This is a genomic window from Pandoraea sp. PE-S2T-3, from assembly GCF_002179965.1.
In the GTDB taxonomy this organism is placed as follows: Bacteria; Pseudomonadota; Gammaproteobacteria; order Burkholderiales; family Burkholderiaceae; genus Pandoraea.
The window spans coordinates 232,508-253,851 of record NZ_NGUQ01000007.1; the positions used below are offsets into that span (position 1 = coordinate 232,508).

18 protein-coding genes are annotated in these 21,344 nt (G+C 64.1%); 3 read left to right on the forward strand and 15 right to left on the reverse strand.

Features of this window, described 5'->3' with window-relative positions:
* Positions 1-7: 7 nt before the first annotated feature.
* The 6 genes from hslV to CDV46_RS03175 form a co-directional block, all read right to left on the reverse strand.
* The gene (gene hslV, locus CDV46_RS03150; RefSeq protein ID WP_058376819.1) at positions 8-559 is read right to left on the reverse strand and encodes an ATP-dependent protease subunit HslV; all 552 of its coding nucleotides are present in this window, start codon (positions 557-559) and stop codon (positions 8-10) included.
* 284 nt (positions 560-843) lie between these two features.
* Complete coding sequence (locus CDV46_RS03155; protein ID WP_087722008.1) at positions 844-2,907, reverse strand: TonB-dependent receptor domain-containing protein; 2,064 nt, start codon at positions 2,905-2,907, stop codon at positions 844-846.
* Between the two features lie 295 nt (positions 2,908-3,202).
* Positions 3,203-3,688 carry a hypothetical protein gene (locus tag CDV46_RS03160; RefSeq protein WP_087721772.1) on the reverse strand — a complete coding sequence of 162 codons (486 nt, stop codon included), beginning with the start codon at positions 3,686-3,688 and terminating at the stop codon, positions 3,203-3,205.
* Between the two features lie 274 nt (positions 3,689-3,962).
* Positions 3,963-4,382, reverse strand: coding sequence for an RNA polymerase-binding protein DksA (gene dksA, locus CDV46_RS03165; RefSeq protein WP_058376817.1), 420 nt, complete (start codon positions 4,380-4,382; stop codon positions 3,963-3,965).
* 389 nt (positions 4,383-4,771) lie between these two features.
* Positions 4,772-5,860 carry a CobW family GTP-binding protein gene (locus CDV46_RS03170; protein WP_087690353.1) on the reverse strand — a complete coding sequence of 363 codons (1,089 nt, stop codon included), beginning with the start codon at positions 5,858-5,860 and terminating at the stop codon, positions 4,772-4,774.
* 91 nt (positions 5,861-5,951) lie between these two features.
* Positions 5,952-6,446 carry a Fur family transcriptional regulator gene (locus CDV46_RS03175; protein WP_087690355.1) on the reverse strand — a complete coding sequence of 165 codons (495 nt, stop codon included), beginning with the start codon at positions 6,444-6,446 and terminating at the stop codon, positions 5,952-5,954.
* A gap of 135 nt (positions 6,447-6,581) precedes the next feature.
* Here CDV46_RS03175 and CDV46_RS03180 point away from each other — a divergent pair, with 135 nt between their 5' ends.
* Entirely contained in the window at positions 6,582-7,457 is an 876-nt protein-coding gene (locus tag CDV46_RS03180) for a DMT family transporter (RefSeq protein WP_087721773.1), read from the forward strand.
* A gap of 53 nt (positions 7,458-7,510) precedes the next feature.
* Here CDV46_RS03180 and CDV46_RS03185 read toward each other — a convergent pair whose 3' ends face one another.
* The 5 genes from CDV46_RS03185 to CDV46_RS03205 form a co-directional block, all read right to left on the reverse strand.
* A complete protein-coding gene (locus tag CDV46_RS03185; protein WP_058376813.1) occupies positions 7,511-8,725 on the reverse strand; it encodes a class I SAM-dependent rRNA methyltransferase in 1,215 nt (404 codons plus the stop codon).
* A gap of 147 nt (positions 8,726-8,872) precedes the next feature.
* Positions 8,873-9,760, reverse strand: a complete 888-nt coding sequence (xerC, locus tag CDV46_RS03190) for a tyrosine recombinase XerC (protein ID WP_087722009.1) — start codon at positions 9,758-9,760, stop codon at positions 8,873-8,875.
* A gap of 171 nt (positions 9,761-9,931) precedes the next feature.
* Positions 9,932-10,609: a DUF484 family protein gene (locus CDV46_RS03195; protein WP_087690358.1), complete on the reverse strand. Its 678-nt coding sequence runs from the start codon at positions 10,607-10,609 to the stop codon at positions 9,932-9,934.
* Positions 10,610-10,779: 170 nt separating this feature from the next.
* Positions 10,780-11,631, reverse strand: coding sequence for a diaminopimelate epimerase (gene dapF, locus CDV46_RS03200; protein ID WP_087721774.1), 852 nt, complete (start codon positions 11,629-11,631; stop codon positions 10,780-10,782).
* Between the two features lie 42 nt (positions 11,632-11,673).
* On the reverse strand, positions 11,674-12,570 hold the full coding sequence (locus tag CDV46_RS03205) for a lipid A biosynthesis lauroyl acyltransferase (protein WP_058376810.1): 897 nt from the start codon (positions 12,568-12,570) through the stop codon (positions 11,674-11,676).
* A 192-nt stretch (positions 12,571-12,762) separates the two neighbouring features.
* On the opposite strand from CDV46_RS03205, the gene metK reads away from it, so the two are divergent.
* Positions 12,763-13,941, forward strand: coding sequence for a methionine adenosyltransferase (gene metK, locus CDV46_RS03210; protein WP_087690362.1), 1,179 nt, complete (start codon positions 12,763-12,765; stop codon positions 13,939-13,941).
* 147 nt (positions 13,942-14,088) lie between these two features.
* Here metK and CDV46_RS03215 read toward each other — a convergent pair whose 3' ends face one another.
* Positions 14,089-15,477 (reverse strand): coniferyl aldehyde dehydrogenase, encoded by a 1,389-nt coding sequence (locus tag CDV46_RS03215; protein ID WP_441339304.1) that lies wholly within the window; start codon positions 15,475-15,477, stop codon positions 14,089-14,091.
* Positions 15,478-15,694: 217 nt separating this feature from the next.
* Positions 15,695-17,359, reverse strand: coding sequence for an isovaleryl-CoA dehydrogenase (locus tag CDV46_RS03220; RefSeq protein WP_087721775.1), 1,665 nt, complete (start codon positions 17,357-17,359; stop codon positions 15,695-15,697).
* 312 nt (positions 17,360-17,671) lie between these two features.
* Between CDV46_RS03220 and CDV46_RS03225 the strand changes: the two genes are divergently transcribed.
* Positions 17,672-19,351 carry a GMC family oxidoreductase gene (locus CDV46_RS03225; RefSeq protein WP_087721776.1) on the forward strand — a complete coding sequence of 560 codons (1,680 nt, stop codon included), beginning with the start codon at positions 17,672-17,674 and terminating at the stop codon, positions 19,349-19,351.
* Here CDV46_RS03225 and CDV46_RS03230 read toward each other — a convergent pair.
* The gene (locus tag CDV46_RS03230; protein ID WP_254915914.1) at positions 19,322-20,215 is read right to left on the reverse strand and encodes a prepilin peptidase; all 894 of its coding nucleotides are present in this window, start codon (positions 20,213-20,215) and stop codon (positions 19,322-19,324) included. The two genes, CDV46_RS03225 and CDV46_RS03230, sit on opposite strands and share 30 nt — an antisense overlap.
* The gene (locus CDV46_RS03235) at positions 20,215-21,327 is read right to left on the reverse strand and encodes a type II secretion system F family protein (RefSeq protein WP_140413281.1); all 1,113 of its coding nucleotides are present in this window, start codon (positions 21,325-21,327) and stop codon (positions 20,215-20,217) included. The genes CDV46_RS03230 and CDV46_RS03235 overlap by 1 nt, the downstream gene beginning before the upstream one ends.
* Positions 21,328-21,344 lie beyond the last annotated feature (17 nt).

Genomic DNA, 21,344 nt, shown 5'->3' on the forward strand with positions numbered 1-21,344 from the left:
CCATTCGTTACTTCGCAGCCTTCTGCGGCAGCGACTCGATGATGTGGTTCTGGTTCGTGTAGATGCACATGTCGCCCGCAATCGTGAGCGCCTTCTTCACGATTTCGGCCGGCGACAGATCCGTGTTCTGCACCAGCGCGCGCGCCGCTGCTTCAGCGTACGAGCCACCCGAGCCGATCGCGGCCACGCCGCCTTCCGGATCGAGCACGTCGCCGTTGCCCGTGATCACCAGCGTGGTCTCGGCATCGGCGACAATCATCATCGCTTCGAGCCGGCGCAGCATGCGGTCGGTACGCCAGTCTTTGGCGAGTTCGACGGCCGAGCGCGTCAGATGACCCTGGTGCTTCTGCAACTTCGCCTCGAAACGATCGAGCAGCGAGAACGCATCCGCCGTCGCACCTGCAAAACCGACCATGACCTTGCCGTCATAAACGGTTCGCACCTTGCGGGCGGTGCCCTTCATCACGATATTGCCGAGCGTGACCTGACCGTCGCCGCCGAGCGCGACCTGATCGCCGCGCCGAACGGAGACGATGGTGGTGCCGTGATATTGCTCCATGCCTGTTCCTTTTCGGGGGGCGTCGTGCGCCCCGTAACGATTGGCCCGGACTTCACCGCGCGCGTCCCCCATGCTGTGAGAACGTGCCCGACCGGGCGAGACGTGACTGTAGTTTAGGGCAATCGAAGGAATATCAAGAGGCGTCGACGGCAGCTTGTTCGACGTGATTTGTGTGCTGTTCGATAAGGCACGGAACGCGCCATCCGCGCGGCATTGCACCATGCGGAGGGGGGAATGACGGGGGAATTTCTCGGAAATTCCCCCGTTTGTGCGGCAGGTTCTGCTTAGAAGGTGGTACGCAGACCGACGCGCACCGCACGGCCGCCCTGCGGTGCAATGTCGCGCAGGAACGAACTGGCCAGACGCACTTCCTGATTCGTCAGGTTCTCGCCCTTGAGATACGCCAGCCACTGCGCGCCACCGGTCTTGAACTGATACGTGAGTGCCGCACCCAGCGTGGTGTAGCCGTTGGTCGTCAGGTCACCCGCCGGCACGCGGCCCTGATTGCTCGCATGCACCACTTCCACGCGCGCTCCCCACGGGCCGAGGCCGTACGCAAGCGCCGCCGTCAGACGCAGCGGTGCAATGCGCGGCAGCGGCTCGCCGGTGTCGCGGTTGCGGCCCAGCGTGTAGTCGCCGCGCAGTTCCACATCGACGTTGCCGTAGCCCTGCCACACCCGGGCGCGGCCTTCGGCTTCCACGCCGTAGAGCTCGGCCGGCACACCCGCATATTGATAGACGGGCAAACCGCCGGACGTCACCGTCTCGCCTTCCCCATTGACCGAACGGCCGGTGTTTTCCAGCGCAATAAAGTTGGAGAAGCGGCTGTAGAACACCCCGACGCTGCCCTTGTGCGGACCACTCGCGTAACGCAGCGACAGGTCGGTCGAGAACGCTTTTTCAAGCTTCGATTGCGCGTTGCCGATTTCCCAGATGCCGGTCGCCGCGTGCGGGCCATTGGCATACAACTCGTAGAAGGTCGGCGCACGTTCGGTATACGACGTGTTCAACGCCACCGACCAGGCCGGTGCCAGCGCGAAGACAGCGCCCGCCGAGACACTGCCCGGCGTGAAGTTGCGCGTGGGCAGATTGTCAAAACGGTCGCTGCCACCGGCCGTCGGCTTCACGTGCGTGTGTTCGATGCGCGCGCCGAACGAGAGCTTCACCGCTTGATTCACGGCCCATTCTTCGAGCGCAAAAAGGGCCACGTTGCTGGTATCGCTCTTCGGCACGAACGCTTCTTCACCGAGCGCCGAGAAAGTGTTCTGGGAGAACTGCACGCCGACGGCCCCCTCGAACGGACCGATCTTCGCGTGACGTGCTTCGATACGCCCTTCGTAGCCGTGGTTCTTGAAGGTCGTGCCGGTCTGACCGTTTTCGATCTCCTTGTGTTCGTAGTCGGTGTAGCCGAAGTTGAACTTGAGGGCCGTGAACGGGCCGCTCAGGTTGCGCACTTCGCTCGCCAGTGCGAGATGCTGCTGACGCAGCCGGATGCGCGTGTTTTCTTCGGCCACCGTGCCGTAGTCGGAGTCGTAACCGGAGTAGGACAAGCCGCTGTAGCCGTTCGCCCACGTCCACGACGCGCCGACGGCCGCACCGCTCGCCTGCCCGTTGCTGTTGGGCAGGGTGCCGGACGGTTGCTCGGTGCCTTCGGGGTCACGGGCACGTTGTTGTGCGGAACGCGCGAAACCCGGAATGCGCAGGTCCGTGCTCTTGCGCGCGAAGCCGTCGACGTGGAACGCGAACTGGCCGTTGCCCACTTCGATCAACGCCGCGCCCGCACGCTCGCGATTGGCACCGCCGTAGCTCAGGTCGGTCGCGCCCGAGACGCCGTTGATCGGTTCGCGCGGAATGCGGTTGTCGATCGTGTTGACCACGCCGCCCACAGCGTTGCCGCCATAGAGCAGCGCCGCCGGACCACGCACGATTTCGATGCGCTCGATGGAGAGCGGGTCTTGGGCCACGGCGTGGTCGTAAGACAGCGATGACGCGTCGAGCGCGCCCGTGCCGTTTTGCAGCACGCGGATGCGGTCGCCGTCGAGACCGCGAATGATCGGACGGCTCACATTCGGGCCGTAAGACGTGGATGAGACGCCGGGCAAGCCGTCGAGTGTCTCGCCAAGGGTGCCGGTACGGCGCAGTACCAGCGCGCGCCCGTCGAGTGCCGTGACGGGCACCGTGAGGTCGGCCGCTGCCCGGCCAAGCGGGTTGCCGGTGACGAAGGTCGTCGAGAGTGCCAATGCGTCGTCGCCGGGGACGGTGGCGGAAGTGGGGACGGTGGTGGCGTTAGGCGTGGCGTTGGTGGCGTTGGCGGCGGCGGGGGTCGCGTCAGCGGCGTTCGCCTGCATGGCCGCGAAGGCCAGTGTCAGACCTACGGCGAGCGGTACCGGGGCAAAGGAGAACGAGACCGCAGCGCGCGCACGCGCCACGTTGAAGGTAGGAGATGCCATGTCGTTGTTGTGTTGTCAGGTCTGCGACGGGGTACCCGTCGATTGGCACGCACGAACGCCGTCACAACATGCGCCGCAGCCACATGGGCGCAGACGAATGGCGACCTTGCCCGCAGCCGTCGGCAAAGCCGTTGAGCTGTGGGGCAAATGAAAAACGTTTCAGCGGGAATTCGCGCGTGCAGCGCGTGGAAGATCAGGCCGTGACAGGCGGGGCGCGAGAGCGGAACGGCAGCGTGAGTGCACTGGCATGCGAGCGGCCGGTAGCGCGCGATGGCGTGAGATCCGTGTGGCTATCGGCGCGCCATTCCAGCACCGCAACAGCCATGGCGGCCGCCAGCGTGGCGCCTTCGAACAGATGGCAGTGATGGTGATGACTGCCGTAGGCGGTGTGAGCGAGGCTCGTATTGACCGGCGCCCATGCGTTCTGCGCCTCGGCATCGTCATCGACGTCGGCGTCTGTGCCGGTCGCATTGCCAGTCGCATTGCCAGTCGCTATGCCCGCCGCCGGCACGCCGATGTCCGCCAGTTGCCGGGCGTGCACGATCTCGTGCTGCAAGCCCCACATCTGCACGCACAGCAGCGCCACGATGAGCCACGCCACCCAACCGCTGCGCCCACGATTCACCGGGGTGCGCAGACGCGCACGCCAGTATCGGAAGGTGAACGGGAAGGACGGCATGGAAGAGATGGCAAAGCTCAATTGCAACTGAGTTGCAATTCTGCCATAAAGCGCGCCCTGCCGCGAGCTTTGTGTGACGTTGCGCGCAGGCGACAGTCAGCCCCCTCGGGTGCCCTCTCGATCAAAAAGAGAAAACAAAAAAGGCATGTCACGAAGACATGCCCTTTGCAAACCGAGGGGCCGAAGCACCGCCACCGCGCGGTGCCTGGCTTTAAGGCTTTCGATTAGAACCTGGCTTGAATCGGATTCAAATCAGGTCCCAATCGCGTTCAAATCAATCGCCGAACAGTTTCTGACGCAGCTCGCGACGCTCTTGTGCTTCGAGCGACAGCGTAGCCGTCGGGCGTGCGAGCAAACGCGGGATGCCGATCGGCTCGCCGGTTTCTTCGCACCAGCCGTATTCACCCGATTCGATGCGGGCGAGCGACTGTTGCACCTTCTTCAGCAGCTTGCGCTCGCGGTCGCGGGTGCGCAGCTCGAGTGCGTGTTCTTCTTCGATCGTGGCGCGGTCGGCCGGATCAGGTACGAGAATGGTTTCGCGGAGGTTCTCGGTCGTCTGGCCGGCGTTACGCAGAATTTCCTCTTGCAGCTTTTCCAGACGATCCTTGAAGAAGGCGAGTTGATCTTCATTCATGTAGTCCTTCTCGCCCATCTTCAGAATTTCGGCCTCGGTCAAAAGTCTTTTCTTGCTCATGGGTTTTTGTGGCGTCTCTTTCGGATAGTCCGGCGACGCTCCTTTAGCGGGTGGAGCGTCTTGCTTGCCGGCGGTGCCGCTGGCGGCGTCCTGGGTTACGTTCCTGCCGGGTGATTTGGGCGGCCCCTTCTTGGCGGCGGCTTTCTCACCCGTCTTCGGCTTGCCTGCTGGAGCACGCTTGGCGCCCGCATCCGGCGCCGGTTCTGCCCGGCGCGTGGGGCGTGCGGTGGCTGTCTTGCGAGAGGCGGTGGCCATTGCGGTGCTCCCCTGCCTTCCCCCCGGTATGCCGCGTGAATTCGCTGGCGGCAACCCAGTGGGCAGCTATTGTAACCGAATCGGTCAACAGCCCCGTTTAAGGGGTTTCCCGTTGCTCGAAACGGCGGTCCCGCTCAGACCAGACAGCGCTCCAGCCCTTGCAGGATGATGTCTTTCGGCAGCTCGGCACCGATGAACACCATCTTGGTATTCGGTGTCTCGCCCGGTTGCCATTTCGTGCCCACGTCGCTGCCCATCATCTGGTGAACGCCCTGGAACACGACCCGGCGGTCGATGCCGCGCATGTTTAATACGCCTTTATAACGCAATAAGCGTTCGCCGTACACCTGGAGGATGCTTCCCAGGAAATCCTCCAGCTTGGCCGGATCAAACTGCTTTTCACTGCGGAACACGAACGACTTGATGGCGTCGTCGTGATGGGCGTGATGATGGTGGTGGCCATGATCGTGACCTTCGTGATCGCAATGGCCGTGATCGTGGTCGCAATGCGAATGATCACCGTGGTCATGGCCGTGGTCGTGGCCATGGTCGTGCGCGTGATCATGATCGTCGGCGGCGAGGAATTCCGGATCGATGTCGAGCTTGTCGTTCAGGTTGAAACCGTGAATGTCGAAGATCTCTTTCAGATCGGCCTTGCCGAAATCGACCACCTGCTGCGGCGCGCGCGGGTTCATGTGCGCGAGGCGATGCTTCAGGTCATCGACGGCCTCGGGCGTCACCAGATCCGCCTTGGTGATGAACAGACGGTCGGCAAAGCCGACTTGGCGCTGCACCACTTCATGCTCGTCGAGTTGCTTCTGGGCGTGCTTGGCGTCCACCAGCGTGATGATGGCGTCCAGGCGGTAGGTGTCGGCCACTTCATCGTCGATGAAGAAGGTCTGCGCCACCGGGCCCGGGTTGGCCAGACCGGTGGTCTCGATGACCACGCGGTCGAACTGGATCGTGCCGGCGTCGCGCTGGCTGTTCAGATCGGACAGCGCCTGCACCAGATCGCCACGAATCGTGCAGCAGATGCAGCCATTGCTCATCTGTACGATCTGCTCGGCGTTTTCCTGCACGAGGATGTCGTTGTCGATGTTCTCTTCGCCGAACTCGTTCTCGATCACGGCGATCTTCATGCCGTGCGCCTCGGTCAGGATGCGCTTGAGCAGCGTGGTTTTCCCGCTGCCGAGAAAGCCGGTCAGGATAGTGACGGGGGTCATGAATGCAATGTCCTGTAGTGAAGCGGTGTGCCGCAGGCCGCTGGAATGCCGCTCAATGTACCCGAGCTGGCAAAAAGCGGCTTGGCACGCGTCAGTTGGTGGCGCCGGCGCACTGGGCGCAAGTGCCGTGAATCATCAGCTCGACCTGTTCGCCCACGAATCCCTTGGGCAGGCGCTTGAGTTCGCGCTCACTTAATTGGGGATGCTGGGGCCAATCGTCAAGGCAGAACGTGCGGTGGCAGCGTACACAGCGGAAATGACCGTGTTGCGTATGCGGACGCGGCGACGCGGCCCGTTGCGGGTCGACGTGCTCGGCCATGACGAACCGGAAGATGCGGTCGTCACCGGCCTGCTTGATCGCCCAGCCCTGCGCGACCAGCCAGTCGAGCACGCGATAGGCAGTGACGCGGTCGAGCGGATCGGTGTCGGTCGCCAGATCGGCCAGCACTTCCTGATGGGTGAGCGGGCGGCCTGCCTTGAGCAGCAGGGCCAGTACACGGACACGTCCCGAAGTCACGCGCCCCGATTGCTCCTGCAAGCTCGCGCGGGCGGCTTCCAGATACGGTTGTAGTTGAGTAAGGCTCATGAATCGATTTAAGCACAGCGCCGTGAACGCTGCAACCGAGTTGCAAAAGTGGGCATTTCACGGGATGTCCACCCAAATTGGCGGAAAGTGGACAGGCGATGCGTCATACAATTGTCACAAAAAACGCCTCCCACCATGTCACCGACCGCCCTCGCCTTCGTTGTTACCGCCGCTTTTCTGCACGCCACGTGGAATTTTCTGGCCAAACGCATCGACACCACGGAGGGCGGCGGCCCCCAGCTGGTCTTTCTCTACGCGCTGCTGACGGTCGTTCTCTACACGCCGCTCGCGCTGTTCTTTCTCGTCGGCTCACACGCTGACTGGCCGGACTGGCGCGGCTGGGCCGTCATCGCCCTGAGCGCCCTGCTCCACTATGGCTACACGCTGGTGCTGCAACGCGGCTACCGGGTCGGCGATCTCTCGGTCGTCTACCCGCTCGCGCGCGGCACCGGGCCATTGCTCTCGTCGCTCGGTGCGATCGTATTGCTGGGCGAGCGCCCGGGCTGGCTGGCGCTTGTCGGCATCGGCCTGGTGGTCGGCGGCGTGCTGATCATCGCTGGCGGCGAGCGGCTGTTCCGGCGCGGCACCATGCATGCCGGGGCCGGCTGGGGCGTGCTCACCGGCGCCTTCATCGCGGCGTATACGCTGGCCGATGCTTACGCCGTCAAGACGCTGATGCTCGTGCCGCTCGTCTACTACTACCTTGAGAACGTGGTGCGCGTGGTGCTGTCCGCCCCGGTGGCGCTGTCGCGGCCAGCCAGAGTGTCGCTGCTCTGGCGCGCCAACTGGCGCAAGATCGTGCTGATTGCGCTGATCTCGCCGATGTCCTATTTCCTGATTCTGACGGCGCTTCAATACGCGCCCGTCTCGCACGTGGCCCCGGCGCGGGAGATGTCGATGATGGTGGCGGCCCTGCTCGGGGTACGGCTGCTGGGCGAAGGCGAGATGCGCCGCCGGGTCGGCGGCGCGGTACTGATTGCGCTGGGTGTTGTGGCGCTGACGCTGGGCTGACCGGCGATCCGATTGGCCGTTTGGCCGTTTGGGGGCGCGAGCCCCCGCACACCTCAGATGCGCTGAAGCCAGAGGCCCTTGAGGTACTCGCCTTCGGGGAATTGCGTGAGCATCGGGTGATCCATGCCCGCCGACAAGCGGCGCAGGATACGCGCATCGACACCCGCGTCGACCGCAGCACCGGCCACGATCTTCTGGAACAGATCGGCGTCGATAGCCCCCGAGCACGAATACGTCAGCAACTGACCGCCCGGACGCAGCAGCTTGAAGCCCGCCAGATTGATGTCCTTGTACGCACGCGCGGCACGGTCGACGTGATGCGCCGACGGCGCGAACTTCGGCGGGTCGAGCACGATCATGTCGAAGGTGCGTCCCTCTTCCCGCAAGGCCCGCAGCGTCTTGAACACATCGGCGTCGCGCCATTCGGTACGCGAGGCGTCGAAGCCGTTGAGTTCGACGTTGCGCGCGCCGATTGCCAGCGCCTCGCCCGACGAATCGATCGACAGCACACTCTGCGCGCCACCCGCCAATGCCGCGAGCGAGAAACCGCCCGTATAGCAGAAGCAGTTCAACACGTCGCGGCCCTTGGCCTGTTGCTTGACCAGCAAACGGTTGTCGCGCTGGTCGACGTAGAAGCCCGTCTTGTGGCCGTGACGCACGTCGACGTAGTACTTCACGCCGCACTCGTGCGTGGTCAGCGACTCGGGCGCTTCGGGCGGCTCGGCCCCGGCAAGCACGCCGGTAATGCTCGGCAGCCCTTCGCGCTCGCGCACGGCGGCGTCGGAGCGTTCATAGACGTTCGGGCAGCCCGTCGCGGCCACGAGTGCCTTGGTAATGGCGTCTTTCCATACTTCCACGCCAGCGGCCATGTACTGGCACACCAGTTGGTCACTCGCCGGCTGGCCCGGTGCGGATTGGTAACGGTCGACGATCAGGCCCGGCAGGCCATCGGCCTCGCCGAAGATCAGGCGGGTCGCGCCGGTGTCGTGCACCATCTGCTCGCGATAGGCCAGCGCCGCCGCCACGCGGCGTTTGAAGAAGGCGTGATCGACCGGCTCGTTCTCGTCGAACGTCCAGACGCGGGCGCGAATGGCCGAGACCGGGCTGAACGCGGCGCGCGCCAGAAAGCGGCCGTCGGCGGCACGCACCACGACCGTCGCGCCGGAGGCCGGTTTGCCTTCCACATTCGCCACGGCAGTGGCGTAAATCCAGGGATGGCGGCGCAGCAAGGATTTTTCTTTGCCGGGCTTGAGGATCAAGGTGTTCATGTGGAGCTGGCCAACGGTTGCATTCGGAGAGCGGCAAGTCTTGCGGCACGGCGTGCGGCGTCGCCACGACTGGGCGTCGGCACACGGGCGGGACTTGCTGGGGAAGGACGCGATTCTACACCGAGTCGGGGCAGCGCCACGGCTGAGTCAGGTCTTCTTGCGCGCGCGCGGGTGCGCCTGATCGTAGACCTTGGCCAGATGCTGGAAGTCGAGCTTCGTGTAGATCTGCGTGGTCGAGATGTTGCTGTGGCCGAGCATTTCCTGCACGGCCCGGAGGTCGCCGGACGATTGCAGCACGTGGGTCGCAAACGAATGCCGCAGCATGTGTGGATGGACATGCGTGGGCAGCCCCGCCGCCAGCGCGTGGCGCGATAGTCCCTGCTGAACCGCCCGCGCACCGATCCGCTTGCCGCGTGCGGACAGAAACAGGGCGTGCGGCTCGGCAGCCGTCAGCCCGGTGCGGATATTCAGCCAGTCAGTCAGTGCTTGCACCGCTTTCTCGCCCACCGGCACGCGGCGCCGCTTGTTGCCCTTGCCGGTGACGATCACCTCGCGCTCGGCCAGATCCAGCCAGCTTGCGGAGCGATAGCCATCGGCTTCCACGTAGCGATGATCGAGCCCGGTCAGCTCCGACAGCCGCAACCCCGACGAGTACAGCAACTCGAACATCGCCCGGTTGCGCAGCGCCTCGGCCGAGGTGCCGGTCGAGTGCTCGACCAGCGCCGACGCCTGATCGGGCGACAGCGCCTTGGGCAGCGGCTTGGGTTGTTTCGGCGCTCGCACACCATCGACCGGATTCGCCGCCAGCGCCGAACGCTGGGCCAGCCACGCGTAGTAGCCGCGCCATGCCGAGAGCTTGCGGGCAATCGAGCGGCCGACCAGCCCCTGACTGTGCATCTGCATCACGAACTTGCGGATGTCGCCGTGCGCCAGCGCGTCGAGCGGACGGCCTTTGGCCATCACCTGCAATTGCCGCAGGTCGCGGGTGTAGTTCTCGAGGGTGAGGGCGGCGAGCTTGCGCTCGCTCGCCAGCATGATGAGATAGGCCTGAATGCCCGGCTGAAGGGGGACTTCAGGGATATCAGCGATCTCGGAGGATTCGGGCGCCTCACCAGTGGCAGCGGTGACAGTTTTGCCGCGCGGCTTGGGCGTTGCCTTGGCTTTCGGCTTGGCGTCTGGCTTGGCCACAGTGGCGCCCGGGTCGACTCAGTCGTCCGCGCGCAGCTTGCTCAGCGCCGCGCCCGCGAGTTCGCCGATCTGCGACAGGAAATCGGTCGCCATGCCTTCGTGGAAACGGCGGGCGTCATCCGAGCCCATTACCAGCAGGCCGAACACCGGGGCGTCGGCGCCTTGTTGTGCGAGCGGATCGCGCAAGGCGAGCAGCGCGACCGATGCCGGATCGACCGGTGCGCCGAGCCACGTGACCGCTTCGAAACCGGTGTTCGCGCCGCAATACGGCGTGGCCAGACTCGACGCGAAAATCTTCACTTCTTCGCTGACGCTGCGGGCAAATTCGGCCGGTTGATACGGCGCGGACACATTCCACACGCGTACAGCGGCGAACGGCACGTTGAACACGTCGCGCAGCCCGCGGGCGATGGCATCGGGCAGCGCATGCGGATCGCGCTCGCCGAGCAGGCCGAGGGTCCAGCGGTGCAGCTTGGCCGAGATATCGTCGTTTTCGTGGCCGTAACGCATCAGTTCGGCGAGGCGTCGCTCGATCTGCTTGGTCTTCTCGCGCTGCATCTCGATCTGACGCTCCTGCAACGACACCGCCCGTTGTCCATGGGGGCTCGTCAGGCGCACGCCGGCCAGCAATTCGGCGTGGCGTTCGAAAAAGTCGGGATGCGCGATCAGGTATTCCGCAATATCTCGGTCGTTCATGAGTGTCCGTCTGCTGTTCATCGAAAACCGCACCGCCCCCTGCTTGCACAAGGAGACCCGGCGGCCGTCAGGGTCGCGATATCAGAAGCTTCAGAAACCAAATCGGTCTTGCGGGCGCCCCCGTTCTCACCATGGCCGATGCCACGGGGCGCCTTGCGGGCAACACGGTATCAGATCTCGATGGTGCCCTCGAAGACCGTTGCGGCGGGCCCCGTCATGATGACCGGGCCGGCGGCGCCATCCCACTCGATGGTGAGGGTGCCGCCATGTGTCTCGATGGCGACCGGCGAGGCGAGCAAGCCCCGGCGAATGCCCGCCACCGCGGCAGCACAGGCGCCCGTGCCGCAGGCGAGCGTCTCGGCGGCGCCGCGCTCAAATACGCGCAGGCGTGCCTGATGCTTGTCGACCACTTGCAGGAAACCGGCGTTCACGCGGCGCGGGAAACGCGCGTGGCGCTCGACCAGCGGACCGTCGGTCTCGACCGGCGCGGTGTCGACGTTCTCGACCACCTGCACAGCATGCGGGTTGCCCATTGAGACGGCCGAAATCCACGTGGTCTTGCCAGCGACATCCAGCGGCCAGAGCGTGTCGTCGCCCTCGCGGCGGCCTTCCAGCCCGCTCGCGTCGAACGGCACGTCCGACGGCGTCAGAATCGGTGCGCCCATATCCACGCTGACCTGACCGTCTTCGCGTGCGGTGAGCGTAATCACGCCCTGCTGCACTTCGACGCGTACCGAGCGCTTGTCGGTCAGCCCGGTATCGCGCACGAACTTCACGAAGCAGCGCGCGCCGTTGCCGCAATGCTCGACCTCGCCGCCATCGGCGTTGAAGATGCGGTAACGGAAGTCCACGTCCGGCAATGCCGAGCGTTCGACGAGCAAAAGCTGGTCCGCGCCGACGCCAAAATGGCGGTCGGCGAGCGCACGCCATTGTTCCGGCGTGAAATCGATGGTCTGCGAGATGCCGTCGATCACGACGAAGTCGTTACCGGCGCCTTGCATCTTGGTGAATTTGAGCTTCATGCCGCTATTGTAGAGGAGAAGTCGACGCGCATCCGGTGCCGGTCAATACACGCCCGGCTGGCCTTCCGGGCGGGTCTTGAAACGCTTGTGCACCCAGTAGTACTGCTCCGGCATTTTCAGAATCTGTTCTTCCAGAAACGCGTTCATGCGGCGGGCATCGGCGTCCGGGTCGCCGCTGGGGTAGTTTTCCCACACTGGGAACACCTTGAGCCGGTAGCCCTTGTAGTTCGGCAGCACTTCGCCGATGAACGGCAGGATTTGCGCGCGGCCCACTTCCGCCAGTCGCGACACCGACGTCAGCGTGCAGGCCTCGACGCCGAAGAACGGCACGAACGTGGAATTGCGCGCGCCGTAGTCCATATCGGCGGCCAGCATGACCGGTTTCTTCTTGCGAAACATGCGCAGCACGTCGCGGGCGCTGTCACCGCGCGGGATCATTTCGGCGTCGAACCGGCCGCGTTGCTCCCGGGCCATGGCATCGAACGCCGGGTTCGACATGGGGGTGTAGAGCGAGGCACAGGGCCGGTGCAGCGAGTAATTGATGAAAACCGAACCGGCTTCGATCCCCACGAAGTGGAACCCGAGCAGGATGGTCGGCGGCATGTTCGGATCACGCAGATCCACGGCCGAATCAAGCTCGATCAGCTTTTCCAGCTTCTTGCCGTCGGCAAACCACTGCACGCTACGCTCGGCGTAGCTGCGAATGGCGTGCACGAACGACGCCCGCGCCACGCGCTCACGGGTGGCGTCGTCCCAGTGCGGGAAACACAGGCGCAAATTGGTGTGCACCACGCGCTTTCGCGAGCTGGGAATGAGGTACAAAAGTTGTCCGAGGCCCGCGCCGAAACGCGCGACCCAGCTATAGGGGAGCAGGTTGAGCCCCCGCAGCAGGCCTACGCTCACGTAGTACCCGATGGATTTCTTGGGAGTGGTTGCCATGTCGCCAGCAGATTTTCTACAGGGGCGTATAATAAGCGACATCGCCGAGTTAACTGACAACTTGCGGGGCGATTCGAATGAGCCACCCTATCTAGGCAGCCCATTCGACTAATTTTTCCGCTAAAGCGTCGCCGCTTCTTCTCCGATGACGGCTACGTGAGTCGCCAATCATTCGTTACAGAGGAGCCTGAAGTGGCGAACGACTATCTCTTTACTTCCGAATCGGTATCCGAAGGTCACCCGGACAAGGTCGCTGACCAAATCTCGGATGCTGTCCTTGACGCGATCCTGACCCAGGACAAATACGCGCGCGTCGCCGCCGAAACGCTTTGCAACACCGGTCTCGTCGTACTCGCGGGTGAAATCACCACGACCGCCACGGTGGACTATCAACAAGTTGCGCGCGAAACCATTCGCCGCATCGGCTACGACAACACCGACTTCGGTATCGACTACAAGGGCTGCGCCGTGCTGGTCGCCTACGACCGCCAGTCGCCCGACATCGCGCAAGGCGTGGACCGCGCCCATGACGACAACCTCGATCAGGGTGCCGGCGACCAAGGCCTGATGTTCGGCTACGCCTGCGACGAGACGCCGGAACTCATGCCGCTGCCGATCTACCTGTCGCACCGTCTGGTCGAGCGCCAGTCGCAAGTGCGCCGCGACGGCCGCCTGAACTGGCTGCGTCCGGACGCCAAGTCCCAAGTCACCATCAAGTACGAAAACGGCCGTCCGCACAGCATCGACACGGTCGTGCTGTCGACGCAGCACTCGCCGGACATTGGTCTGGAAGCGCTGCGCGAAGCTGTCATCGAAGAAATCATCAAGCCGGTGCTCCCCGCCGAGCTGATCAAGGGCGACATCAAGTTCCTGGTGAACCCAACCGGTCGCTTCGTGATCGGCGGTCCGCAAGGTGATGCCGGTCTGACCGGCCGCAAGATCATCGTCGACACGTACGGCGGTGCCGCACCGCACGGCGGTGGCGCGTTCTCGGGCAAGGATCCGTCGAAGGTCGACCGCTCCGCCGCCTACGCCGGCCGCTATGTCGCGAAGAATATCGTGGCTGCCGGTCTGGCCTCGAAGTGCGTGATTCAGGTGTCGTACGCCATTGGCGTGGCGCGCCCGACGTCGGTCATGGTCAACACGTTCGGCACGGGCAAGATCAGCGATCAACGTATCGCCGAGCTGATCGAAAAGCATTTCGACCTGCGTCCGAAGGGCATCATCCAGATGCTCGACCTGCTGCGTCCGATCTACGAGAAGACGGCTGCCTACGGTCACTTCGGCCGTGAAGAGCCGGAATTCACGTGGGAAGCCACGGACCGCGCCGACGCCCTGCTGGCCGACGCCGGCCTGCGCGCCGTCGCGTAAGCTTCACACGCTGCCTGTCACCGTCAGCGCTCGCTGACGGCAGACGGGACAACGTACAGATGTAACGACGTAAAGAAAAACCCCGCTCGGGTCTTCCCAGCGGGGTTTTTCTTTGCCTGCGGTGCTTTCAAATTCCGGTGCGCCAACTCAGCGCAGCAACTGTTTGATCATCATCGCAAATCGCTTGCCATACGGCGGGTTGAGCAGGCCCGCGCCGTTGAATCGCGCCTGCCGGAAGATCGGCTTCTCCTTCGAGAACGTGCGGAACCCGGCTTCGCCGTGATACCCGCCCATGCCCGACGATCCCACGCCACCGAACGGCAACCCATGCTCCGCCACGTGCAACAGGGTGTCGTTGATCGTCACACCGCCCGAAATCGTGCCGTCCACCACCCGATCGATGCGCGTGTCGTCGGTATCGAACACATACAGCGCCAGCGGGCGCGGACGCTCGTTCACATAGGCGATGGCCGCGTCGAGATCGTCATACGGCACGACGGGCAACAGCGGCCCGAAAATCTCCTCGCGCATGACACGCATGCCGTCGTGCACACCGGTGATGACCACCGGCGGCAAGCGTCGGCGCTCGGCTTGCGCAGGCGCATCGAACAGCGCATGCGACGTTGCCCCTTGCGCGGCAGCCTCGCCCGCGAGCCCCGTCAATCGTTCGAAATGGCGCGGTGAGACGATGCTCGTGTATTGCGGATTGTTGACCGCATCGGGATACAAGCGAGCCGCCACCTGACGCGCCGTCGCGACGAACGCATCGAGCTTTTCGCGCGGCACCAGCACGTAGTCCGGCGCGACGCAGGTCTGTCCGGCGTTCACCAGTTTGCCGAGCATGATGCGCTCGACGGCATGCTCCCAGCGTGCCCCCGGCCCGATGATCGCCGGCGATTTTCCGCCCAGCTCCAGCGTGACGGGCGTGAGGTGTTCGCTCGCCGCGCGCATGACGTGATGCCCGATCGACGTTGCGCCTGTGAACAACAAATGATCGAACGGCATCGTCGAGAACGCGCGGGCCATCTGCGCGTCGCCGGTGACGACGGTCACCCATTCGGCGGGGAAAAATTCGGCGACGGCCTTCGCGAAGACTTCCGCAAAGCGCGGCGTCACTTCCGAGACCTTGAGCATCACCCGGTTGCCCGCCGCGAGCGCATCGGTCAACGGGCCGACTGCGAGAAACAGCGGGTAGTTCCACGGCACGATCACGCCAACGACACCGAGCGGCTGCGGCACGATGGCCGTGCGCGCAGGCAGCAGCCAGAGGTTGGCCCAACCGTGCGTGCCGCGCATCCATCGGCGCGTGTTGGCCAACGCATGCTTGAGGTTGCCGTGCGACGGGAACAACTCCAGCATGTCGGTCTCTTCCGCCGACCGGCCGCCGAAGTCTTCGTCGATGGCTTTGGCAAACGCCTCGCGATACTGGTGCAGCATTGCCTGCAAGGCCTTGAGATGCGCCTTGCGTGCCTGCCAGTCGACCTGCGGCGCGGCGTCGTGTGCACGGCGCATCGCGTCGAAACGCGGCAACAGCATGGCGCGCGCGATATCGTCGTCGGATGCCGCGTGCAGCGCGGGCGGCGCATCGTGCAGGCCGCCGAACTCGTGGTTGTGTCCCATGCCGTCCTCCCTGTGGCTGCCGATGGCCGCCGTTGTCATTATTGTCATTTGGTACTGCACGTCCTGCGAATATTGCGATTACTGCGAGTATTTCGAATACTGCGGGTGCTGCCGACACTGCGAATGCCGACGTTCAACCCGCAAACGCGCGATCCAGCCACGCGCGTTGCACACCCACGGCCAGTGAGTCAGGCATCACGCCATAGACGCGACCGCCATGATTCGCCAGGCGGCTCTCGACAAAGCCATGCGCCAACTCGGCCGGCGCATGTTCAAGCAACAACGCGGCCTGTGCGAGCAGTACGATCTGCTGCGCAATCGCACGCGCGCGCACGGCGTGCGTTGCCGGGTCGGCAGCGAGCCAGCCGTGCAGTTGCGCCAATGCCGCGCGCAACGGGGCGTGTGCGCCCACGCGTTGGCCCAGCCAGTCAAACCATGCCTGTGCCACTTCCGGCTCGCGCCCGATGGCGCGCAACACATCGAGGCACATCACATTGCCCGAACCTTCCCAGATGGAATTGACCGGCGCCTCGCGATACAACCGCGCGAGCGGCCCGGTTTCCACATAACCGTTGCCGCCCCACACCTCCATGCATTCGCCGGCGAGTTCGAGCGCGCGCTTGCACACCCAGAACTTCGCGGCAGGCAACACAATGCGTCGCCATGCGCGCTCGAGCGGGGCATCGTCATCCGCCTCGGCCGCGTCGAACGACTGGGCCAGCCGCATGGCGAGCCACGTCGCGGCTTCCGACTCCAGCGCAAGATCGGCAAGCACGGTCGTCATCAGATCCTGATCGACCAGCTTGGCGCCGAACGCCGTGCGATGCCGGGCGTGATGAATGGCCTGTACGACACCCGTGCGCATCATCGCCGCACTGCCGATCACGCAGTCGAGTCGCGTGTACGTCGCCATCTCGATGATCGTGGGAATCCCGCGTCCCTGCGCGCCCACGAGCGTGCCGTAAGCGCCCTGAAATTCGACCTCGCTGCTCGCGTTCGAACGGTTGCCGAGCTTGTCTTTCAGGCGCTGAATCTGCACGGCATTCTTCTGGCCGTCGGGTGTGTAGCGAGGGACGAAGAAACACGACAACGCGTCGCTGTCGTCAGCGCGGGCGAGCACCAGATGTGCATCGCATTGCGGTGCAGAGAAGAACCACTTGTGGCCGACCAGCGAATACGTATCACCGCCCAACGCACGGGCGACGGTCGTGTTCGTGCGAACGTCCGACCCGCCCTGCTTCTCGGTCATGCCCATGCCGACGAGCATGGTGTGCTTCTGCGCGAGCGGCAGATCGCGGGGATCGTGCTGCGGTGCGAACAGTTTGTCCTTGATCGTGGGAAACAGCGACGGCACCTTCGACAGCACCGGAATACTGGCAAACGTCATCGTTGTCGGACACAGCGACCCCGCTTCATTCTGTGCATGCAGAAAATACGACGCCGTGCGTGCAGCCATCGCCCCCGCCTGCGGATGCGCCCACGGCAGCGACTGCAATTGTGCACCGCGCAAAAGCCCCATCAGCGCGTGCCAGGCCGGGTGAAATTCCACGTGATCGATGCGGTTGCCGCGCGCATCGAAGGTTTGCAACTCGGGCTCGTGGCGATTCGCCGTCTCGGCCCACTGCTGCACTTCGGCCTCGCCCAATCGCGCGCCCTGACGATGCAGTTCCTTCGCATGCCAGCCGGCATTGAACGTCGTCACGGCGGCCTGCAACGCCGCGTCGGTGGCGTACAGGTTGTAATCGACGAGCGGCGGCACCTGATTGGTGACGTCGTGGGTTTGCCAAGCCTCAGTCATCCGTGTCTCCCTCCGGGAATGCCAGCCGTGTGCGTGCCGTGCAGGTCGTTGATGCGTGTCGATGGACGCTATTGCGCTCGATCGGACGGTCACACCAAGTCGATCATTTCATCATAGCGGTTGAACTCTGCCGTCCGCACAAATTAGAGGAATGCTTCACATCGCGCGCGAATCGGAGAAATGTCTGCCTACAATGAGTGCCGCCGCTTCAGGTCACAGCAATCTGACGCATGCGGTGCGGCGAATAGCAGTGCACAAGAAAGATAAATACAAAGCAGGCAATGCAGTGCCCATCCAAGGGAGGATGACAGCATGGACTATGACTACGTCATTGTCGGTGGCGGCTCGGCGGGCTGCGCGCTCGCCGCACGCTTGGCCGACGGCTTACCCGGGCGCACGATCGCCCTCATCGAAGCGGGCCCGCCCGACAACAGCTTTCTCGTCAGGCTGCCGCTAGGGCTCGCGGCGCTGGTGCCATTCCGGTCACGTCGCAACTACGGATTTCGCACGACACCGCAGGCGGGTCTCGGCGGGCGTCAGGGCTACCAGCCCCGCGGCCGAGGTCTGGGCGGATCGAGTTCGATCAACGCCATGATCTACACACGCGGACACCCCGACGACTACAACGACTGGGCGCAAGCCGGTTGCACCGGCTGGGGCTGGAACGACGTGCTGCCGTACTTCCGGCGCAACGAAAACAACGAACGCGGTGCCGACGACTGGCACGGCAGCGGCGGCCCGCTCAACGTGGCGGATTTGCGCACCGTCAACCCGTTCTCGCGGCACTATGTCGACGCAGCTCGCGAAGCGGGCTTCCCCGTTTCCAGCGATTTCAACGGTGCGCAATACGAAGGTGCGGGCATCTATCAGGTCACGCAGAAGGGGGGCGAGCGATGGAATGCCGCACGTGCGTATCTGCATGGAAAAACGCGTGCGAATCTCCATGTCATCACCGATGCGCTGGTGCAGCGAATCACCTTCGACGGCATGCGCGCGACGGGCGTCACGCTGCAACGTCGCGGTGCGCTCGAGACGCTCAAGGCGCGTGCGGAAGTGATCCTCAGTGCCGGGACTTTCAACTCGCCGCAGTTGCTGATGGGCTCGGGTATCGGCCCGGCAGCGCAACTGCGTGAGCACGGCATCGCCGTGCGGGTCGATTCGCCGAACGTCGGCGAGAATCTGCAAGATCACATCGATTTCATCATCAACAAATACGTCGCGCACAGCGATCTGGTGGGCTACACGCCACCGGGCCTATGGCACTTGCTGATGCAGGGCGTGGCGTATCTGCGCGACAAGCGCGGCCTGCTTGCGAGCAACGTTGCCGAAGCGGGCGGCTTTCTCAAGAGCGATCCGGGTCTCGTTCGCCCCGATCTGCAAATGCACTTCCTCGTGGGGATCTGCGACAACCACAACCGGCGTCTTCATCTGCGGCGCGGTCTGTCGTTGCATGCCTGCGTGTTGCGCCCGAAGAGCCGTGGCCGCGTCACGCTCGCCACGGGCGACATGCGCGATGCACCACTGATCGATCCTGCGTTTCTGCAAGCACAGGAAGACGTCGACACCTTGCTGCGCGGCGCCCGCGTGATCCGCCGGATTCTGGCCGCACCGTCACTCGCGCGCTTCGGCGGAAGGGAATTGCACAGTCGCGGCGTGGAATCGGACGAAGCACTCATGGCACTGATTCGCCAACGTGCCGACACCATCTATCACCCGGTCGGCACTTGCCGCATGGGCAGCGATGCGGCGTCGGTGGTCGATACCGAACTCCGTGTGCGGGGTGTCGACGGCCTGCGCGTTGTCGACGCGTCGATCATGCCGACGTTGATCGGCGGCAATACCAACGCACCGTCGATGATGATCGGGGAAAAGGCGGCGGACATGATTCTGCGGCAAGCGCAGCGTCAGGTCGGCGGCGTGGACGCCGGCCGTGATCGCGCCGCCAATGCCGGACATGCAACGTTAGCTGCCCGCGTACAACCACAGGCCTAGAAACCGCTCGCCCCGGAGTGCGCTCGCTACGGCTCCTGCGGCGAGCCACGGGCCGAACGGCAGCGGCCCGCACATCGTGCGGCCGCGCAGTATGCCGAGAACGCCAAACGCGAGCGTTGCCGCCACGGCGCCGAACGCCAGCGTGAGCGGCACGCCGATCCATCCGAGCCACGCCCCACAGGCGGCGACAAGCTTCACGTCGCCGCCGCCCAGTCCTTCGTTGCCGGTCAGCAGAAAGTGCCCCCCGGCAATGAGCCACATCGCGACATAGCCCAGCGCGGCGCCAAGCACCGCATCACTTACCGGCACCGTCACGCCCGCGACGCTCAGCAGCAGACCGATCCACAACAGCGGCAACGTGATCACGTCGGGCAACAGACGGGTTTCCGCATCGATGAGTGAAAGCGAGAGCAGCGCCGCGCCGAAACCGCACCACGCAAACATCGTTGCGTACAACATCAACGGCGCGAACGTCCAGCCGATGGCCGCGAACATGACACCGGCGCTCAATTCGACAATGGGATAACGCAAGCTGATGGTGGCGTGGCAATGCGCACAGCGCCCCCGCAACAAGAGATAACTCACCACGGGCAAGTTGTGCCACGCAGGGATGCGATTGTCGCAACGCGGACAACGCGACGGCGGCCACGCCAGATTGAAGATCGGCGTAACCGGAGGCATGTGCCCGGCCCAACGGGCCGCCTCGCGCGCCCACTGCACTTCGAGCATGCGTGGCAGCCGCCAGACCACCACATTGAGAAAGCTGCCGATGAACAGGCCGAGAATGCCCAACATCGCCGCGAAGCTCTCGCGCGGCAGCGCCTTGATCGAATGCACCAGCAGGTCCAGAAGGTTCGCCATCATCACATCATCGACTGCGCGTGCTCACCTGCCGCACGACCGATCTGCAACATACCGGCCACGGTCACCACGATCGTCAACCCCACCAATGCCATCAGCACGGAGCGTGCCGCCGCCGCGCGCGCCTTGATGCGATCGGCGGTCTCTTCGATGGTCATCAACCCGATCTTGCGAATGCCGACATCGAAGTTGGTCCGCCCGGAATATTCGACGAGACGATCGAACACTTCCTCGTTGAAGAGCCCCGTGTCCATGGCCTTTATCATGCTTCTGTCACTTCTGAGCGACGCGCGCATGCGCAACAGATGCGAGCGCATCCACGGCGACGCGCCCGAGAGGAGCAACGAGATCGCATCGAAGACCGAGGTCTTGGCACTGGTCAGTGCCGCGAGTGCCACCAGAAACTCACCGGAACGCACATCGCGATAGACGGCGTACGGCCCGAAATCGTCAAAACGGCGACGCAACGGCCCGGTCCAGCGGCTGAGCGACCACGACATCACGACCAGCAACACCAACGGCACACCGTAGAGCAGCGGCCACCAGTTGGCGACGAACCCCGACATCACGTATAACCACGCCCCGATCATCGGAAATTTCTCCGGCGGCATGATCTCGGTCATGATCGGCATCATCCCGTAAGCCACCCCAAGTTGAATCGCCGCGAGCAATACCGACATGAAGATCGGCAGCGTGATCGCCCCGGAGATCGCACTGCGAGTCTGTTGTTGCAGTGTCACGACGCGTGCGAGAAAGCGCAGCGTACCGGGCAGATCACCTTTTTCCCCCGCAGCAATGACCACCAGATCGGCTTCCGGGATCGTGCCCTCCAGCGATTTGCGCAAGTTCTTCGAGCTGGCCCTGTCGCGCCACACGGCGTACAGCGGCGCCATTGCGTTGCGGCGCTCCTTCGCACGAGCGCACCGGCGCGAAAACAGGTCGAACGGATTCGCACCGTCTTCGATCGCGTCGGCAAAGTCGCTGTAGAACTTCGCGCGAGTCTTGTGGAACTGGCGCTTCGCCTTGGCTAGCCCCGGGTAGGCGTCACGCGGGGGAGAGAGTTTGGCGAGGAATCGATTGGCGGCGTCGAGCATGGCGTGGAGGTGAGACGTCAAAACATCATTGCAGGGGA

Excerpts from the sequence above, each read along its gene's own strand:
- hslV (WP_058376819.1), bottom strand. The coding sequence starts at position 559 with ATGGAGCAATATCACGGCACCACCATCGTCTCCGTTCGGCGCGGCGAT.
- CDV46_RS03155 (WP_087722008.1), bottom strand. The coding sequence starts at position 2,907 with ATGCAGGCGAACGCCGCTGACGCGACCCCCGCCGCCGCCAACGCCACC.
- CDV46_RS03160 (WP_087721772.1), bottom strand. The coding sequence starts at position 3,688 with ATGCCGTCCTTCCCGTTCACCTTCCGATACTGGCGTGCGCGTCTGCGC.
- dksA (WP_058376817.1), bottom strand. The coding sequence starts at position 4,382 with ATGAGCAAGAAAAGACTTTTGACCGAGGCCGAAATTCTGAAGATGGGC.
- CDV46_RS03170 (WP_087690353.1), bottom strand. The coding sequence starts at position 5,860 with ATGACCCCCGTCACTATCCTGACCGGCTTTCTCGGCAGCGGGAAAACC.
- CDV46_RS03175 (WP_087690355.1), bottom strand. The coding sequence starts at position 6,446 with ATGAGCCTTACTCAACTACAACCGTATCTGGAAGCCGCCCGCGCGAGC.
- CDV46_RS03180 (WP_087721773.1), top strand. The coding sequence starts at position 6,582 with ATGTCACCGACCGCCCTCGCCTTCGTTGTTACCGCCGCTTTTCTGCAC.
- CDV46_RS03185 (WP_058376813.1), bottom strand. The coding sequence starts at position 8,725 with ATGAACACCTTGATCCTCAAGCCCGGCAAAGAAAAATCCTTGCTGCGC.
- xerC (WP_087722009.1), bottom strand. The coding sequence starts at position 9,760 with ATGCTGGCGAGCGAGCGCAAGCTCGCCGCCCTCACCCTCGAGAACTAC.
- CDV46_RS03195 (WP_087690358.1), bottom strand. The coding sequence starts at position 10,609 with ATGAACGACCGAGATATTGCGGAATACCTGATCGCGCATCCCGACTTT.
- dapF (WP_087721774.1), bottom strand. The coding sequence starts at position 11,631 with ATGAAGCTCAAATTCACCAAGATGCAAGGCGCCGGTAACGACTTCGTC.
- CDV46_RS03205 (WP_058376810.1), bottom strand. The coding sequence starts at position 12,570 with ATGGCAACCACTCCCAAGAAATCCATCGGGTACTACGTGAGCGTAGGC.
- CDV46_RS03215 (WP_441339304.1), bottom strand. The coding sequence starts at position 15,477 with ATGCTGTTGCCGCGTTTCGACGCGATGCGCCGTGCACACGACGCCGCG.
- CDV46_RS03220 (WP_087721775.1), bottom strand. The coding sequence starts at position 17,359 with ATGACTGAGGCTTGGCAAACCCACGACGTCACCAATCAGGTGCCGCCG.
- CDV46_RS03225 (WP_087721776.1), top strand. The coding sequence starts at position 17,672 with ATGGACTATGACTACGTCATTGTCGGTGGCGGCTCGGCGGGCTGCGCG.
- CDV46_RS03230 (WP_254915914.1), bottom strand. The coding sequence starts at position 20,215 with ATGATGGCGAACCTTCTGGACCTGCTGGTGCATTCGATCAAGGCGCTG.